Source organism: Clostridioides sp. ES-S-0010-02 (assembly GCA_020641055.1).
Taxonomy (GTDB): Bacteria; Bacillota; Clostridia; order Peptostreptococcales; family Peptostreptococcaceae; genus Clostridioides.
The window spans coordinates 1114467-1133632 of sequence record CP067345.1 but is presented as its reverse complement, the minus strand read 5'-3'; the positions used below and the strand labels follow the sequence as shown (position 1 = coordinate 1133632).

15 protein-coding genes and 1 pseudogene are annotated in these 19166 nt (G+C 26.0%); 1 reads left to right on the top strand and 15 read right to left on the bottom strand.

Annotation, left to right across the window (positions count from 1 at the left end):
- Positions 1–35: 35 nt before the first annotated feature.
- A complete protein-coding gene (locus JJC01_05425) occupies positions 36–2447 on the bottom strand; it encodes a cell wall-binding cysteine protease Cwp84 (protein UDN59303.1) in 2412 nt (803 codons plus the stop codon).
- Between the two features lie 256 nt (positions 2448–2703).
- On the opposite strand from JJC01_05425, the pseudogene JJC01_05420 reads away from it, so the two are divergent.
- Positions 2704–3078: pseudogene (locus JJC01_05420) on the top strand (GtrA family protein).
- Positions 3079–3141: 63 nt separating this feature from the next.
- On the opposite strand, the gene JJC01_05415 reads toward JJC01_05420, so the two are convergent.
- The 14 genes from JJC01_05415 to JJC01_05350 form a co-directional block, all read right to left on the bottom strand.
- Positions 3142–3849 carry a PIG-L family deacetylase gene (locus JJC01_05415; GenBank protein UDN59302.1) on the bottom strand — a complete coding sequence of 236 codons (708 nt, stop codon included), beginning with the start codon at positions 3847–3849 and terminating at the stop codon, positions 3142–3144.
- Positions 3850–3899: 50 nt separating this feature from the next.
- The gene (locus JJC01_05410) at positions 3900–4337 is read right to left on the bottom strand and encodes a small multi-drug export protein (GenBank protein UDN59301.1); all 438 of its coding nucleotides are present in this window, start codon (positions 4335–4337) and stop codon (positions 3900–3902) included.
- 47 nt (positions 4338–4384) lie between these two features.
- The gene (locus JJC01_05405; protein ID UDN59300.1) at positions 4385–5779 is read right to left on the bottom strand and encodes an undecaprenyl-phosphate glucose phosphotransferase; all 1395 of its coding nucleotides are present in this window, start codon (positions 5777–5779) and stop codon (positions 4385–4387) included.
- A gap of 127 nt (positions 5780–5906) precedes the next feature.
- Entirely contained in the window at positions 5907–6965 is a 1059-nt protein-coding gene (rfbB, locus tag JJC01_05400) for a dTDP-glucose 4,6-dehydratase (GenBank protein UDN59299.1), read from the bottom strand.
- 3 nt (positions 6966–6968) lie between these two features.
- The gene (gene rfbA / locus JJC01_05395) at positions 6969–7835 is read right to left on the bottom strand and encodes a glucose-1-phosphate thymidylyltransferase RfbA (GenBank protein UDN59298.1); all 867 of its coding nucleotides are present in this window, start codon (positions 7833–7835) and stop codon (positions 6969–6971) included.
- A gap of 17 nt (positions 7836–7852) precedes the next feature.
- A complete protein-coding gene (locus JJC01_05390; protein UDN59297.1) occupies positions 7853–8242 on the bottom strand; it encodes a GtrA family protein in 390 nt (129 codons plus the stop codon).
- Positions 8232–9413: a UDP-galactopyranose mutase gene (gene glf / locus JJC01_05385; GenBank protein UDN59296.1), complete on the bottom strand. Its 1182-nt coding sequence runs from the start codon at positions 9411–9413 to the stop codon at positions 8232–8234. Before glf ends, JJC01_05390 begins: the two co-directional genes overlap by 11 nt.
- 12 nt (positions 9414–9425) lie before the next feature.
- Positions 9426–10340, bottom strand: coding sequence for an NAD(P)-dependent oxidoreductase (locus JJC01_05380; protein ID UDN59295.1), 915 nt, complete (start codon positions 10338–10340; stop codon positions 9426–9428).
- Positions 10333–10902 (bottom strand): dTDP-4-dehydrorhamnose 3,5-epimerase, encoded by a 570-nt coding sequence (gene rfbC / locus JJC01_05375; protein ID UDN59294.1) that lies wholly within the window; start codon positions 10900–10902, stop codon positions 10333–10335. Before rfbC ends, JJC01_05380 begins: the two co-directional genes overlap by 8 nt.
- Positions 10889–11878: a Gfo/Idh/MocA family oxidoreductase gene (locus tag JJC01_05370; GenBank protein ID UDN59293.1), complete on the bottom strand. Its 990-nt coding sequence runs from the start codon at positions 11876–11878 to the stop codon at positions 10889–10891. The genes rfbC and JJC01_05370 overlap by 14 nt, the downstream gene beginning before the upstream one ends.
- Before the next feature lie 3 nt (positions 11879–11881).
- Positions 11882–13282, bottom strand: coding sequence for an NDP-hexose 2,3-dehydratase family protein (locus JJC01_05365; protein ID UDN59292.1), 1401 nt, complete (start codon positions 13280–13282; stop codon positions 11882–11884).
- Positions 13254–14222 (bottom strand): glycosyltransferase family 2 protein, encoded by a 969-nt coding sequence (locus JJC01_05360; protein ID UDN59291.1) that lies wholly within the window; start codon positions 14220–14222, stop codon positions 13254–13256. The genes JJC01_05365 and JJC01_05360 overlap by 29 nt, the downstream gene beginning before the upstream one ends.
- A gap of 51 nt (positions 14223–14273) precedes the next feature.
- Positions 14274–16181 (bottom strand): hypothetical protein, encoded by a 1908-nt coding sequence (locus JJC01_05355; GenBank protein UDN59290.1) that lies wholly within the window; start codon positions 16179–16181, stop codon positions 14274–14276.
- Positions 16182–16272: 91 nt separating this feature from the next.
- Complete coding sequence (locus JJC01_05350) at positions 16273–19146, bottom strand: glycosyltransferase (protein UDN59289.1); 2874 nt, start codon at positions 19144–19146, stop codon at positions 16273–16275.
- Positions 19147–19166: the final 20 nt, after the last annotated feature.

Sequence of the window (19166 nt, the reverse complement as noted above, 5' to 3'; positions counted from 1 at the left end):
TAAATATTTTTTAAACTATAAAACATTTAACATTATTATTTTCCTAAAAGATTATTTAATTCATTAAAAGCACTTTCATTTCCATTTCCACCAATTCTAATTGGAGTTTCTATTTTCTTAGATTTAAGTACAGTTTTTTGACTTTCATCTAATTTATTTCCAACTAGAACTACTGGTGAATCAGTTTTAGCACCTAATGCTCCTACTGCTAGTCCATCTATTAAGTCACCTTGACTTTTTGAACCATCTTTAACAACAAAAGCATATTTTAAATCTGAATTAGTATAGAACTTATCTATTATCTTAGCATTAGTTTCATTTCTATTGCTTCCTGCAAGTCTTGTTGGATTTGAAAGCTTACTTTCTAAGTTTGATGATAAAGTAGCTGTACCACCAATTATATAAGACTTAGTTATTTTTGATGAATTTAAAAACTCATCAGCACCTTGTAACTCACTCTTTTCATTAGTAAGTATTATTGGCATATTGTTGTCAGCAGCTGCTGCGCCAACACTAATTGCATCTGCAAGTCCATTGACACCATTTGCCACTGCAACTTGTGAAACAGATTTTATACTATTTAGTTTTTGAGCTAGAGATATACTAGTCTTGTATCTATCACTACCACTAATTCTCTCTATTGATATACCCATATTGCTAAGTTGAGTTTGTATATTCTTACTTAGAGAATTTTCTCCACCTATTAGATAAACCTTTTTAGTTCCTAATCTTTGTAATTCTGATTTAGTTTTTGAGTCTAAATTATCTTTTCCTGTTAAAAGGATTGGAGAATCAATTGCTGCTGTAAATGGTGTAGCTGTTAAAGCATCCACTATTGCATTTCCATTTACTAATACTGCATTTTGTGAAGAAGTCCATCCTTTCTGACTAACTTTAACTGCTGTTTCATATCTATCTGCTCCAGTTAAAGATTCTCCTGAAGTAGCTTGTCCAGAAGATGTTTTTGTTATAGCTTTTATAACAAAGTTACAAGGAGAAAATTCACTATATGTATTTATATCTTCAAATTTATTGTTTTGAAGTATGTAACTTTCACCTAAGTTTGCTTTAGCTTCGTATAGATAGTATCCATCTATGTTAGTTTCATATGCTAAAGTTGATTTTTCTCTATTAGGATTTGCTGTGTTGTCTATAACTACTACTATTGCACCTTTACCTTTTGGAAGGTTATAAGAGTTAGTAGACACATTTATGTATCCAGAGTATGATACTGTTCCATTTGCAAGTTTTGTCATTGAGTTATTTTGAGGAACTCCATTTACTACTGGTGCATAATATACTTCATATTTTGCTCCTACAGAGTCTGTTTCAAACATAACTGAGTCAAGTTTTTCAGAGTCTCTACTAAAATCAAATACATTTGCTGCTGTTATCTTATTTGACATTATCTTGCTAAGACCAGCATATTCAAGTTGGTACATTTTTTTATCACTATCTGGTTTTGATACTGATTTCATTGAATAGTTATCTGTATCTGTTAAAAGAGTTTTATCTTCATAAGAAATCCAGAAGAATCCTTTCATAGAGTTGAATTCTCCCCAACTACTTTTTACTAACCATGCTCCATTTGATTCTGGTTTAACATCAGATGCAAAGTTATCTTTTGAATAATTATCATCCCATCCCACTATTGATACAGAGTGATTTAAAGGTGCACTTCTATTTGTGCAGTTATATGCTGTTTCATTGCTATTAAAATAGCTTTTATAGTGAGCATAGCCTGATGTTACTGCACCATATTGCATTATTGCATTTTTTACGGTATTTTTATCTTTATTAAGACGTACAACATCTGTCACATTAAACTGTGTAGGTGCAGTATCCATATTTGAAGGTCTCGTTGCACCTTGTTCTTCAGATTTAAGATTATATGGTATGTCCTTTTCTAATTTAGGACCTGCCCATGCTGTAAGATATCCTATAGCTGTTACATTTGAACTACCTGACATATCATCTAAGTCCCATCCATGTGTTCCACCAGTTGACCACCATCTAAAGTGTTCTTCTGAGAGGTCATAAGTTCCATAACCTTTTAACTTTAAATATGATTCTAAAGTTGACATACTAGAAAATGCCCAACAGGTATTAAGCTCTCCTTGATTTTTCGCTGGTGTAGTTAAGCCTAAGTTCATTGGATTGTATGCTACACTTGATTTGTATGATGATGGAAGAGTACTTCTTCCCTTATTTTGAAGTATTGTCCCTTCCATTTCATATGGAACTGGTATTACTCCATTATATTTTGCTGTGTCTCCATTTTTAACATCTTCTAAGTATTGAAGATAGCTTTCAGAATACTCTGCAGTTTCTACTCCATCTAAAGTTTTATTGTTTTCTGCTGAGACATGTATTGTTGACACTATTAAAAAGCAAACTGTCAACAATGCCAGTAGCTTTGACAATTTTTTTAATTTGTACTTTCTCATATTTACCCCCTTGTATGTATTTAATTTTTATTATATCAGATTTCTAAATCTAGGTCATATTTTATTTTTATAAAATATGGATTATAAGTATATATTAATTATATAATCTTATAGCTTTATTCTTTATAGTATTTTAAAATCTATTGATTTATTAATGGATATATTATACTAGAATGTTTTAATTTTTATTTAAAGATAGTTATATTTAATTAGTTTAGGAAGGTTATATTTGATTTAAAAAAAGCATAGAGAGACAATATTATATTTATTTTTTGGAGCATTTACTGCCCTTATCAATATAATTTCATATTTATTTTTTACTTGAGTTATTTTATTTAATTTTATGATTGCAAATGCTTTATTATAGACAATTGCAGTTTTATTTGCTTATGTTACAAATAAGTTTTTTGTATTCAAAAGTATGAGGGTTGAGATAATCTTCTTATTTAAAGAATTTTTATCTTTTCTTAACTTTAAGTTGCTTTCTGGTGTTATTGAAATGGTAATAATATATATAATGATTGATTTACTTTTTGTAAATGATGTTATAGTTAAAGTGATTACAAATATAATTGTTATAATTTTAAATTATTTATTTATTAAGATGATAATTTTTAAGAATCTTAAATAAAAAAATAGCCTACTATTTCAGCAGGCTTCGCTATATATTTAAGTAATATAAATATATTAGATATTAAGGTGTATGTACATATTGAATCTTATTTTCCTTTAATTCGTCAAAGTGTGATTTTACAGAATGATATCCTATTGCGTACTGTCCATTCTCTGGATTCCATTTTTTATAAGCATTCATAGCACTCAGTAGTTTATTTTCTTGACTATTTAAAACTTCCCATACTTCTACATTTGGATTAACTTTTGTGAAATCATTATAGTCATATGGTTCTACATAAAATCTTAAATCCTTTATTTTTCCTTCTTTATATAACTCTAATGCTGCTTCACCTAAAGCTCTATGGTCTTCATGTATTCCACTAGCTTTATATGGGGTCACTGTTTTTACTTTTGCATTTGGATATTTATCTAGATATTTCAATATTATTTCTTTTGCTTTTTCTTTACTCAACTCTCCATCATGAGCTCTATTTTCTTCTATATGTATATTATTTTCTTTAACTCCCATTTCCTTACAACTACCTTTAAATTCTTCATCTCTGTCTTTTGAGAATTCTTCTTCTGGCAGAGAATATTTATGTATGTCTTTTATATGATATGAACATGTTCCTCCATCATCTAATACCTTTCTTATTATTGATTTACTACCATCTGTACATAGTATTACATGTGTATCACTTTTTTCAACATGTTCAATTATTGCATTTCCCATGCTTAAAGTTTCATCATCTTGATGTGGTGAAAAAAATAAAGTTACTTCTACCAATCTTATGTCCTCCCTTTTAATAAAAAATCCGTTAATATTATAATTTTTTCTTAAAATACATGATATGCTATTGCAAATACAATACCTCCAGATAAAACATTACCTAAAAATATGCCTAAAATTGCATCTTTCAATCTCATTTCAAGTAATGATGCAATTCCAGCTGCACTCCAAGTTCCTGTAGTTGGTAGTGGAATTCCAACAAACAAAATTATTCCAATTACACTTATGGACTTTAATTGTTTTGCTCTCTTACGTAATTTATTTTCAAGCAAATCAATTAAATACTTAAAATATCCCTTCACTTTGAAATAATTTAATATATATCTAAATGTTAGTAATATTGGTATGCCTATTATAGTAGAACCAATTAAACATGATAAATATACCAATAATGGATTTAAATCTAATGCCAGCCCCATAGGTATAGCCCCTCTAAGTTCTATGACTGGTATCATAGAAAAAAATATTAAATTTATATATTCCAATATATCTCTCCTTGTATTTATATTTCTTAAAAACACTACTTATTACTCTAATATGCATTTTGATTTACAATTCCTTTAAATATTGTTAAAAATATTATTTTTATATCAAACAAAAATGTCCAATTTTCTATGTAATATAAATCATGCTCTATTCTCTTCTCTATTGAAGTATCCCCTCTATATCCATTTACTTGAGCCCATCCAGTTATTCCAGGTCTTACTTGATGTTTTATCATATATCTTGGGATTTCATCTTTAAACTTTTCCACAAAAAAAGGTCTTTCTGGTCTTGGGCCTACTATTGACATATCACCTTTTAAAACATTAAAAAATTGTGGTAACTCATCTATACTTGTTTTTCTAATTATAGACCCCCACTTTGTTTTTCTAGGATCATTTTTAGTTGTCCATTGAGTTTTTTCTACTTTCTCTTCTTGAACTCTCATAGACCTAAATTTATACATATCAAAGTTCTTTCTATTTAATCCTACTCTTGTCTGCTTATAAATTATTGGTCCTGGAGATGTTAACTTTATTAATATTATTGTTACTAACATTATTGGAGATGTTAATAATATAGCAAATACAGAAAAAAATATATCAAATAATCTTTTACATGCACTATTAAAATAGTTATCTAAAGGCACATGTCTTGTGTCTATTATTGGTATACCATCTAAATCATCTATATATGGCTTTGATGGTATATAATTGTAATAGTAAGGAACCATATTAGTTTTTACTCCAGCCTTTTCACATTGTTTTATTATATATTCTAATCTAATAAAATCCTTTGGAGCTAATGTTATAAATACCATGTCTAAATATGTATTTTTCAATATATATTCCAAATTATCTAGATTACCTAATATATCATTTTTTTCAACTATATTATCTGCTTCTTTTTCCTCACTTAAATACCCTACAATATTATATCCCCACTGTTTATTTTTATTTATCTTATCTGTAAGTTCATTGGCCATACTTGTAGTCCCAATTATCAAACAATGTTTCTGATTAAAACCTTTTGATCTATACTTTCTTAATAAAAATCTTTTTATTATTCTAATTAAACTAGTTAATGTTATATTATAAAATATGAACAACAATAACACTAATCTAGAGTAATTAATCAATTTGAGTATAAATAATATTAATATTAAGATTAATGCTCCAAACATATTAGCATTTACAATATGTCTACACTCTTTATACACATTAATAGTTCTCTTTGCATTATATAAATTAACTACATGATATAATATAAAATACATTGGCACAGAAAATAAAGCTGTCAATATGTATCCTTTTAATCCAATAGAATTAATTCCATCTAGAATATAAAACCTTGTACAATATGCTAAAAAGTATGAAAATATTATAGCTATCATATCTAATATAATCTGTATTCTATTTAGGATTTTCTGATTTTCTTTTATCATACAAACACCTTTTTCTAAAAATTATATTTCTTTACCTAATTATTTTATCATAACTTATAATTTTTTGTAAAATAATCTTAATCAAAAATAAAATTTAAATAAGTCAAAGTAACACATAAAATCCTTATTATCTATAAGACAAAGCATACATACTAGAATAATATTTTAAGTAATCACCTGAAACAACTCTTTCTAGCCATTTTTTATTATTCATGTACCAATCAATAGTTTCATATATACCATCTTCAAATGTATATAGTGGCTTCCATCCAAGCTCTTTGGTTATTTTTGTATTATCAATTGCATATCGTCTATCATGTCCTGGCCTATCATTTACATAAGTAATTAAATCTTTATTTTTATTAAGTTTTTTGATTATAATTTTTACTATATCTATATTTGCTTTTTCATTATTTCCACCAATATTATATATTTCTCCAATTTCGCCTTTATGTAAAACAGAATCAATTCCTCTGCAATGATCTTTTACATGAAGCCAATCACGAATTTGCATACCATCACCATAAATAGGCAATAGTTTATTATTTTCACAATTATTTATCATTAAAGGTATCAATTTTTCTGGAAATTGATATGGTCCATAATTATTAGAACATCTTGTGATATTAATAGGTAATTTAAATGTCTCATAATATGCTCTTACAAACATATCTGCACTTGCCTTTGATGCAGAATATGGACTATTAGGAGATATTGGTGTTTCTTCTGTAAATAGACCTTTTTCTCCTAATGTTCCATAAACTTCATCAGTTGAAACTTGTATAAATCTAACACCATTCATAAATTTAAAGCAATATTTATCCTCTGGATTGCATTTCCATTTATTTTTAGCTACATCTAAAAGTACTTGAGTCCCAAGAACATTCGTTTTCAAAAATACTTCTGGATTATTTATACTTCTATCTACATGAGACTCAGCTGCAAAATTTATAACTGTATCAATAAAATACTTGTCAAATATATCTTCAATTAACATTTTATTTGTAATATCACCTTTTATAAAAAAGTAATTATTATAATTTTCAAATTCTATCAAATTTTCAAGATTTCCAGCATATGTAAGTAAATCTAAATTTATTATGTTATAATCATATAGACTCAACATATGTCTAATAAAGTTGGAACCTATAAAACCAGCGCCACCAGTAACTAAAATATTTTTCATTGATTATTCCTCCGCTATATGAATCAGATATTTACCATAATCAGTCTTTAACATCGGACTAGCCAATCTAACAAGGTCATTTTTTGTTATATAACCTTTTCTATATGCTATCTCCTCTATACATGCTACATAAAGACCTTGTCTTTTTTGTACTATAGAAACAAAGTTTGCTGCTTCTAACAAACCTTCTGATGTTCCTGTATCAAGCCACGCCATGCCTCTGCCGAAAAGCTCTACTCTTAATTTTTTTCTTTTTAAGTATTCATTATTTATACTTGTTATTTCTAGCTCTCCTCTTTCAGATGGCTTTATTTTCTTTGCTATTTCAACTACTTCATTATCATAAAAATATAATCCAGGAACTGCATATGTAGATTTTGGATTTTTTGGCTTTTCTTCTAATGAAATTACATTCCACTTCTTATCAAATTCTACTACTCCAAATTGAGATGGGTCTGGAACATTATATCCAAATATTACAGCTCCAGATTTTATATCTACAGCATTTTGTAGCATCTCAGAAAATCCTCTTGCATAAAACACATTGTCTCCAAGAACTAAAGCAACTCTGTCTTTTCCAATAAAATCTTCGCCTATTATAAAAGCTTCTGCTAATCCCTTTGGTTCTTCTTGAATTTTATAAGTTAATCTTATTCCTAAATCATTACCACTTCCCAACAAATTTTCAAACATAGAGATGTCTCGATTAGTAGATATGATTAATATATCTCTTATACCAGCAAGCATAAGTGTTGATAATGGATAATATATCATCGGCTTATCATATATTGGTAACATCTGTTTTGATACAGATTTAGTCAGTGGATATAGGCGTGTACCAGATCCTCCTGCAAGTATAATTCCTTTCATATAATATATCCTCCAAATTAGTTTTTAAATATCATAAATTTACTAAAAATATAATTTAATAGTATAACTAAAAAATTCACACTTATTTTTGATATAAGTTCATCTATACTTATATTTATTAAAATTAACATCCCTAAATTATCAAAAATAAGTGTGAAAAGTCGCATTCCTAAAAAAGCAATAAACTTTTTAAAAGTATTTTTTGTTTTAAAAACATATTTAGTATTCGTAAAATAGGCAAATAATACTGCTATAAAAAAAGCAATTGTATTTGCTTCAAGAATACCAAAAAAGTTACTGCTTAACATAAAGGCAACAGTATTAACTATTACTGTAAGTATACCAAATATAATGTATGCAATTCCTTCATTATACTTAGCCAACAAATGCTTAAAATTAGTATTCATCATTTTTCTCCAAATACGCTACAATATCATCAAAAACATCAAATGCATGTTCTATCACATCATCCATATTATAGTATCTGTATTCAGCTAATCTTCCACACAAAAATAAGTTCTTATATATCTTACACTCATTATGATACTTCTCATAAATCAACCTATTTTTGTCATTTATAACTGGATAATATGGCATATTTCCCTTTTCATTTTCTTTATTATACTCCAGAGGATATTCTATTGATATTGTAGTATAAGGTATATTCTTTTGTCCATTAAACTTTTTATATTCAGTTTTTCTTGTATATCCATCAACCTGTGGATATGACACTATATCTGATGGCAATAAAGCATCAGTTTTCTCTGTATAATATTTTATGTCTAATGACCTATAAGGTAAATTCCCATATTTACAATTTAATAGTTCATCTATTGCACCTGTAAAAACTATACATTTAGATTTTTCTTCCTTGTGTGTAACAATACTACTTTCTTTATCTAAAATTAAAGCTTCTATAGCATTACAATTTAGTCTTACCTCTATATTCTTATGGTTTAATAGATTTTTAAATATATTTGTAAATCCTCCACATGGCATATACTGAAAATCTTTATTTATATAACGCTCATCATACGATAGTGTCATTTGTACTCTATTTAGCACACTTCTATCTATTTCATCTGTATTTAATCCCCATTGTTTTGAAACATATGGCTTATAGGCTTTTTCAAAAATTAATTCTCCAAAATTTCTAATCTTAATATCTTTTTCTTCAAGCATTTCAAAAATAGAAATCCTGTCCCTACCTCGAAATTTTTCACGCAACTTATTTATTACATAATTAGCTTCATTTATAGGTAATAATTGTTTTACAGTTTTAAAATTATATGGTAATCTAATATATTTATTATCAAAAAAACTAAATCCTTTTATATCATGTTCAAACCATTCTCCATATTTATTTAGATATTCTATAATCCAAGGCTTATTAGTAGTCAGTGAATGTGGTCCATACCTCTGCACCAAAACACCATATTCATCAATCTCATCATACATATTTCCAGCTATATGATTTCTTTGTTCTAAAAGCAAAACTTTTAAATTTTTTTCTTCTGCTAATTTTCTACTTATTACGCTCCCTGAAAATCCAGCTCCTACAACTATAACATCAAACATGCTTTCACTCCTCTAAAAATTCAATGTCTTTACCCATTCAACTGTCTTTAAAATACTCTCTCTAAAATCACATTTTGGCAAATATCCTGTATCTTCATATACAGAATTTAAGTTTATTTGTGAATAATCTATAACAGATGTATCATTTAATTCTCCAAAAGTAATTTCTAAATTAGGGTTAATAATATTTTTCACTTCTAAAATTATATCTTTAAATGTTCTTAACTCAATATTTCCAATATAATATTCTCTGAAATTTACACTTTTCTTCCCAATTTCAATTAGCATATTAACAACATCATCAATATATATCCAATCATACAAGTAATTTCCTTTAACTAGTTTAGGCTTTTCGTTATCAATAAATTTTTTAATTAGCACATTTTGTATCATTTTAGATTTATCTCCTGGCCCAAAAACACTACTAATAATAGCTGTATTAAATTCTATATTATTATTATATGCCAAAGTTTTACACATCATTTCACATGCAAGTTTTGAAGTTCCATAAATACAAGCTAATCTAGGTTCACAAGTTTCCATATTCATATATTTTTTTATTTCAAGTTGATTAATTGTTCCTGCAAAAATAAATTTTTTACATCCTAATTTAGTAGCCAACATCAATGTATCACAAGTATTTTTAACATTACTTAATTGTAATTCATAGTTTGTAAGCTTTTGACCATATGTTCCATCCCACGCGAAATGGTAAAACACATCTATATCTCCTTCTATATTAGATATAATCTGCTCATAGCAATTAAAATCAGCTTCAATAATTTTAATATATTTATTAGATACTAAATCTTTCATTTTATATGAGTCTCTAACAATAGCATATGTAAATACTTTACTCTCAATTAACGCTTTACAAAGAGATTTTCCTATAAATCCACTTGCACCAGTAATAACTACTCTATTCATATCTACATTCTCCATAAACAAAATTTACATCACTATTTTTTAAATATGGTGCATTTTTATCCTTTTCAGATACTATAATAGATTCCATACCCCAATCTATATTAAATTCAGGATCATTCCATAATATAGCTCTATCAAGTTCAGGATGATATAATTCATCAACCTTATACTGAACCTCTGTATCATCAACAAGTGAAATACATGCATGCCCAAAACCTTTAGGTATAAATATTTGTCTCTTATTATCAGCACTCAATTCAACAGAGACCCATTTTTTATATGTAGGCGAACTTTTTCTCAAGTCTATAGCAAAGTCCATAATTTTACCCTTAGTACATCTAACTAACTTAGCTTGAGCTTTAGGCATATTCTGAAAGTGTATGCCTCTTATTGTACCTTTTTTGAGTGATAGTAAATGATTATCTTGTACAAAAGTATTCTTTATACCAACATCTGAAAAACTTCTCAGAGAGTAAGATTCCATATAATATCCTCTAAAATCTTCATGTACAATTGATTCTACTAATTTTACACCTTCTAAACCTAAATCAGTAATTTTCATATTTTATCACTCCTTTGTTCGATTCAATTATAGTTTGAATTAAATGGCTTTGATTCATAATTTCAATATATGAATCTATTCTAGTATTTACATTATTTATGCAATCATTAAAATAATCAATTGAATTAAAAAACTGATCATCTGACTGTAAATTAATTACTTTCTCCTCATTACCAATTTTAATCATGACCTTTGGGTTAAAATCAGTAGGAGCTGTAAAAATTCTTGTTGTAATAATACAACCATTACTTCCCCAAACCTCCAAATCACATTTATACGAATTATCCATACCAAAAGAAACTTGCGTTATAATTCCTTTTTCATTCTCAAGTACAGCAGAACCAAAAATATCAACATCAAAACTCTCTAAATAGTTTAGCTTTGATGTTACAACTCTAGTCTTGTTTCCCATCAAATAAGATGCAAGTTTAATTGTATAACCACCACAATCAAATAATGCTCCTCCACCTAATTGTTTATTATATCTAAAATCATTAGATGCTCTCATTGGAAATCCAAAAGATGTTTTAATCAACCTTATTTCACCTATAGACTTTTTATCAATTAAGTTTCTAATATATTCTAATTGACTATGGAACTTAAACATGTAATTTTCATGTAAAGCCAATTTTTTTTCTTTTGCTAAATTTATCAATTTGTTAGTATCGTCATTACTTGTCGTAAATGGTTTTTCTAAAAAAACATGTTTACCATTTTCTAAAGCTTTACTAGCCCATTCGTAATGAAGTGCTGGTGGTAAAGGTATATACAATGCATCTATCTCATTGCTAGAAATGATTTCATCATAATTAGAAAAAATCATTCCCTTATATTCTTTTATGAATTTCTTTGCTTTTTCTGGATTTCTTGAAGCTATTCCAACATATTCAAATTTATCATTCTTAATAAGAGCTGGCAGAAACCTTCTAAAAGCAATATCTGAAGCTCCTATAATTCCAATTTTTATTTTATTCAAATCTTACACCTCCAAAAGAGATAATAAATTCCTTAATTGAATGTTTAAACAATTATTGAATTGTACCATTATATTTAAAGATTTATAATCAATCCATAAATATCCTTCTGGTACATTTACTAAATCTGATTTTTCAACTTCAATAATGACATTTCTATTTTGTTCATGATAGAATCTACCACCTTCTTCAGATAATAGATTGTCAAAAATAATATTTTTCCCACAATCTAAATAATTGAAAAATAAGCTTGTAACTTCATTATATATCTTATCTTTGTCAATTGACTCAATTTGAACACTTGGACCTAATTCAATTGAATCAAAACACCCAACTTCAGAATTTAAATTAACTAGAAACTTTTTTATTCCCTCATCATTACACATTAAAAGCCCAAATATTGCCACTCCATCTGCTTCAAATAATGGTTGCGTCCATTGACTTACTTCTCTTCCTTCAATTGAAATATCACAAAATATCACTTTAAAATTATATGGTTCTTTAGATATAAATTCTTTTTCTTTCATTTTCCACAAGTTCAATTTTTCTAAACTAACAATTTCTATTTCACTATTATCAAACATTTTATAATTGTTTATCTGATGATACACTTTGGGAAATAAGTTTTCATTTGCTCCATAAAAAATAGAATGAAAAAGTGACTTATCTCTAAATAATTTATATATATTTTCAAGCTGTATTTCATCTAATTTAATATTTGAAAATGGAATACATGAAAGTACAGTTCTAGTATCCATATTTACCAGATTATCAACCTTCATCAATTTCTTAATTTGTCCTAATGTCATCCATTTATAATTTGGTAAAACATCTATATCTTCATCAACCTTTATAATTATATTCCTATTTCTTTTTTTATAAAATCTAGAAGATTGTTCAGATTGAATTTGGTCTACTATAATTTCATGATTAGATGACTTTATAAAATAATCTAAATACTTTGGTTTATTTCCACCATGCTTTTGTGTAAAATTACTTTTAGTTGCTTGTATTGTTGGCGAAATTTGAATTTTATTTAAATTTCCAGGTTCAATTTTGGCTTGCATAAGAAAATTTAAAACTCCATCAAACTCTTTACACAATATCCCTAAATATCCAATTTCATTTTGAATTATTATAGGTTGCTCTAAAAGTATTTCATCATTTACTTTTTTTATAATTCCTTTAATTGAAAAGAAACTTCTATTTGTGTTTACAATTCCACCTTCTAATTTATCATAATACCAAAACTCACTATCATCTAAACTTATTTTATTTACATTTACACATATGTTTTTGTTTAAAAAATCAACCCAATTTATTATATCTTCTATAGCATTTATATTTCCTGTATTATTAGACCAAGATTCAACCATTTTAACTATTATATTCTTCAATTTTTGCATCTCCATCTTCAAAGTTAATTTTTTTCTCTGCTACTACTAATGGTCTTTTTAATGTACGTGTATTAATACTCAATATGTATTCTCCAAGAATTCCTATAAAAAACAATTGAACTGCTCCTATAAAAAACACTCCCACAGTTAGAGCAGCAACTCCAATTGGGTAAGTATTCCAATTCAATATTTTATTTATAAATATGATTATTGCTATTATTAAGCTAATTATCCCTACAAAACCGCCTATAAAAGTAGCTATTCTCATTAATATTTTTGTATATGAAGTAACTGCTAACATAACAACATCATAATATTTAAAGAAGTTAAAATTAGATTTTCCTCTTGCACTTTTTTCTTGTTTGTAGTTTATAATACTTTGTTTCATTCCAAATTCTCCAACAATACCTTTTAAATATGGCTGAGAATCGTCAATAGATTTTATTACATCAATAAAATCTTTATCATACAAACCAAACCCATTAAAATGTTGTATTTGCTTTACTTGTGACATATTGTCCATCATTTTATAAAATAGAGTCCTAAGCAAATAAACAAATTTATTCTCTTTACTTTTTATTTTTTGACCAAGTATAACTTTGTGACCTTCTCTCCATTTTTCAACAAATTCTAAAAGTAATTCTGGAGGGTCTTGTAAATCTCCAAACACTAAAAATACTGCATCTCCACTACCTTGCATCAATGAATAAAAAACATTTCTATTAAATCCAAAATTTTTAGCATTAAAAATAGCTTTTACTTTTTTATCTAAAATACATATTTTTTCTAATTCATTTCTAGTATTATCCATAGAATAGTCATCAACAAATATCAATTCGTAATCAAAATCTTTCAATTCTTTATGAAACATGTTAGTAATTTTTTCATGCATAATATGTACACTTTTTTCCTCATTAAAACATGGTACAATTATACTTATCTTTTTCATAAGCTTATCCTTTCAAAATTTTTAATTATAAATAATAAATACTCTATAACCCTATTTTAGATTTTCTTGTTGTTTAAATTCTTCAAATCTATTTTTAAATAAATCAGGGTATTCCTTATATGAAAAATCAAACATATTTTCTAAATAGTTTATTTCTTTTAAAGAAAAATCTTTGTTTTTTATATAAATTTTTGCTTTTACATCTTTCTCTAATGATACACTATCAACCAACTTAAAATTGTCTCCTATTATTGAATTTTTATCTAATATCTCTTTTGCAAGCTTTATTACAACTTGTTGATCATTAGGTTTCAAATGATACTGTATTGGATCAGGAACAATAATTATATCAGAATTAAGGAATGATACTGGAAATCCATCTCTTAAATCTACTTGATAACTACCCACCAATTTATTTTCAAAACTTATTCTTTCTGGTAACTTAAGACATCGTATCAAATCATCGTTTAATATATCTGAACTTGATAGAACATATACTAGACTGTCTTTTTCTATTAATCTTTCAATTTTTTCATATAAAATGTTCATTTGTTCTATATCATATCTTTTTCTTGGTTCATAGATTCTTTCTGTAAATATATATCTTTCAAATGCGTATTGTTTAACAAGATTATGTGCATATAAAAAGTTATATATATGCAAGATACCAATAGTTAATACTATTATATTTCTTTTACTAATCTCTGAATTATATATTTTTAAAATAGTAACTGCAACCAATAAAGATAATTGTCCTGTAATTTGATAGTATTGATGTGGTCCCATTTGTATATTAGAAAACAATATTGCTACTATTATTATATTTACAATATTTTTTACTACAAAACTCATTAAATACTTATCCTTAAATGATGTTATTATTGACAATATTGAAAGTATTATCATATATACACCATAATAATTTACAAATTCAATTATTTTTTCTTTTGATGAAGTCATATTCCATGCTGAATGGACAACTCTTATATTACTAGTTGCTATGTTTTTCAAAAAATTTGGAAACATTATCACTAAAACAAGACTGCAAACAATAAAAATAAATAAAAGATTTTTCATATATGCTTTAATAATTATTTTTAAATCTTTTCTATTTGTTAATATATTAAAAATCATATATACAAATAAACTAATCGCATATCCTACAATCCAATATCCATAAGCTCTTCTCATTAAAACTAATACTAATAATAATCCAGAAAGAGCTAAACATTTTCTCTTTTCAAACTTCAAAAAATCAATTTCCATAGTTAGAAGTATACATAACGAAACTATAAAAACACATACAATATCTATATAACCGCTTAATGTTGGATAATACAAACTTGGTAATATTAGAAAAAATAAAAATAATATTGAAAAATTTACATTTTTATAGTTCATTTTTATAATAATTTTTTTCATAATAAGTGCATATGTAATACAAGTTGGTATAATAAATATAACTTCTAAAATGAGAACATAACTCATATAACTTCCACCTAAAATCTTTAATGGTATAGCTATCATGGTTGGCATAAAAACATTATGTTCTGCATAACATATATTAATATAAGAATTTTTTAATGCTAGTAAAGGCTCCTTTAAAAAAATATCCATCTGTTGTAAAGCAAGACTCCAGAAATTAGAAAAATCCCCATAATATATAAATTTATCTCTACTTATTTCTGAATATACAAATATTATAGATATAATAGATAGCAAAAGTATACAGTTTTTTTCTTTTTTACTAAGTGACTTTAAAATTTCTATACTATTACTCATCTTTAAAGCAAAATAAAATAAACTATAAATACTAATAACTATTAAAAGGATAATAGTTATTCCAATGATAGATTTAAATTCTAAATTTAATAGAATAATTAAAGTTAAAAATATTAGAATTAAAAAATATTCTAATTTTTTATATTCCATATTATTTTTTTTATTAATACAGCTCATATATTTCCTCCAATCTTTATTTTAAGTATATTATCAAAATGTGAATACCTAAAACTTATTTAAAATAAAAATTCAATTACTGTAAAATAGCTTACTTAACAATATTGGAAATTATATTTAACAAATTACTATCAAATACATCCATAGAGAAATATTTCTCATAAGTTTTTCTACTTTCTATTTTCAAAGAATCAATTTTATCATTATTATCAATAACATACATAATCTTATTTGCTAATTCTTTATAATCGTTATTTGCATATACAAATCCATTTTTTCCATTCTCAATCAATGTAGCTGTTCCTGTATTTTCAGAACAAATACATATTTTAGACATCATCATACCTTCAGTCATAAAAACAGGCATTGGATCATCTCTAGAAGAACAAACTATACATGTTGCTTGTTTAAAAATATCCATAATTTCATTTCTTTTTACTTCGTCAATAAGCTCTATATTTTCAGGAAATTTATTTTTTATATCAATTAGACTATCATAAATAGTATCAGAAACTTTTCTACCAATAAAAATAAATTTACACTTATCTATATAATAGTCAGGCAAACTAGAAATAGCCTGTGAAAATACATCTTGCCCTTTTCTTTTTTCAATTGTTCCTACATTTACAAATATTACTCTTTCCTTTTCATTTTCTAACTTATACTTAGGAATATTTGGTATTTCAGTTGAAAAATCTGGTAAACCATACAAAAGAACATTAGGTTTATAAGAAGGTCTATAGTCATTTAATACATTCTTAGCATAAATGCCAGCACAAAATGTATGAATATTATTTCCTATCTCACTAGGAATTATATCTTTCATATATAATTCATATCCTTCTCTAGCATCATGAATCCACCATAGGGTTGGTATTTCTGTTTTACTTAATTCAATTATATTCAAATATTGCACTATTGTATTTACTATAACTATATCAAAATTTTCTGCATAATTCATCCAATTATTACTACTATATATTGAATCATCAATTATAACAGGGATACCTTCTTTTAAAAATTCTTCTTTCAATTTTCCATCTTTTGGTGATAAAATTACTGGATAGTCACCATTTTTTATTAAAGCCTTTATAACATACTGTAAAGTAATTGGAGCTCCTGTCATAGATAGCTCATGACTAATAATTAGAATATTTCTTCCTGAAAAATTAGTATTATTAATTTTAATTTTGTTATCTTTAAATATATTAAATTCATAAGGAAAATTACTAATTATTTGCTTTTGCATTGTTTTTGTATAGTATGGATCATCTAACAAATAGTTAGCCCAATTTTTTAACATATATAAATACCCTGTTTTATTCTTTGTATTATACCAACTATCATATTCATCATCTTTTTTAGTTGAAATAACTAAACTTTTAGAACAAAATATACATTTATTATTATTTTCTTGAATTTTAAAAGATAGTTCTGTATTTGAAAACTCATTAGGTATATTTTTTTCATCAAATCCAGAAATATCATTAAACAATTCTCTTTTAATTACAAAACAACTTGAAGAAAGAACTGATATTTCTCTTGTAGCAAATGCTATTTCATTATAGCCTTTATGTACTATATTTTTTTCACCATCAAATGGAATTGGGAAAAAACCATATCCACCTGAAATAATTCCAGAGTATTTTATACCATTATATTTATTAATAATTTTTGGGGACACAGCACCAACATTTTTAAATTTAAAACATTGAATCATTTCACTTAACCAGTTCTCATCTTCTATAGATATATAATCCTTTAAAATAGTTACGTATTTGCCCATTGCTTTCGAATTTCCCAAATTACATTTTTGAGCATAACTTAAAGTTTTATTGTATTTACATAATTTAAAATTATCTAAAAATGTAAATTCTTTATAAAGATATTCACATACACTCTCTTCAGCAACTACTATAATTTCAAAATTTATCCATCTTGTACTTTTTACAATACTATCAATACATGCAAATGTATCTTCCTTGCAGTCACTAATAATTATTAAAGAAACTGTTTCTAAATCATCTACAGGTAAGTCTATATCATAAGAATCATAAACAATATTTTGTCTAACATTTGACTCTATACCAATATTTCTCAAATGTTTTTTTATCATACTTGAATTGTACATACTTTCACATATGCTTTGTTTTGTTACATCTCTTAATAATAATATTTTTTCTATATGCGCTATTTTATCTGAAAATTCTAACATATTTAAAGTAGCACCTTTTAACAGTGTATCAAGATTCTCGACTTTATTATCAAATCCTCCACATTCCATAAACTCTTTCTTCTTTAATAAGATAGAATGCTCTATATACAGCTTATTGTAAAAGTAAACTGGTGAGAATTTAGGCTTTAAAAAATATCTATTCACCGTTTTATTATCAAAATCATACAAACATTCATCACTATATATCAATATAAACTCATCATTTTGGGATACTTTAGTAAAATTTAATATTGCATTTGGAGAAAGATAATCATCTATATTTATTACTAAAAAGTATGAACTTTCTATTTTGTTAATAACTTCATTCAAAGCGGAGCCATCAATCTTATTACAATAATGAACATTTTTTTCTTTAAAGTTTATACTTTGTTTATATTTTTCAGCCATTAAATATATGATATCAAAATTTTTATACACTTGCTCTCCTAAACTTTTCTCTACTCGTTCAATGTTACTAAAATCATTATAAATACAAACTATTACTGATATTTTTTCAAACACATCATCCAAAACAATAATTTCTTTTTGTTGATTTTCATATATGTTATTTCTTTCATTATACAAGTTTTCTTCTTTATAAGCTGCATATATAACACCTAAAGTACGATTCTTTAAATTTTTTATTCCTCCTTCATGTATAGAATAGAATATTTTTTTTAGTAGAGACTTTTTATTGCCTATTTTAAAATAGGCTTTTTTTAAATACCTAGCTTTATCTATTAATTTCATCAATCTACTCCTTAATATAA